Source organism: Flavobacterium azizsancarii (assembly GCF_027980145.1).
GTDB lineage: Bacteria > Bacteroidota > Bacteroidia > Flavobacteriales > Flavobacteriaceae > Flavobacterium > Flavobacterium azizsancarii.
Window position 1 is genome coordinate 1 of record NZ_JAMZNK010000133.1, and the last position, 314, is coordinate 314.

The 314-nt window shown below is 43.9% G+C and carries 2 tRNA genes; both read right to left on the minus strand.

The features are described 5' to 3' along the window. Nucleotides 1–27: 27 nt before the first annotated feature. A tRNA-Thr gene (locus NJT12_RS24935) sits at nucleotides 28–101 on the minus strand. A gap of 105 nt (nucleotides 102–206) precedes the next feature. Next, nucleotides 207–280 (minus strand) — tRNA-Thr (locus NJT12_RS24940). Between the last annotated feature and the right edge of the window lie 34 nt (nucleotides 281–314).

Genomic DNA, 314 nt, shown 5'->3' on the forward strand with positions numbered 1-314 from the left:
CCACTAAAAAGTGATGGTTTTCCGTTGAGCCGGCGGAGGGACTCGAACCCACGACCTGCTGATTACAAATCAGCTGCTCTAGCCAACTGAGCTACGCTGGCGACTCATTACTGATGCAAATATAAAGTGGATTTTTGTATTTTCCAAAATAAATTTACTGCTTATTTTATTAAAAAACCACCACTAAAAGTGATGGTTTTATTTTGAGCCGGCGGAGGGACTCGAACCCACGACCTGCTGATTACAAATCAGCTGCTCTAGCCAACTGAGCTACGCTGGCGACTCATTACGGGTGCAAATATAAAGCGGTTTTT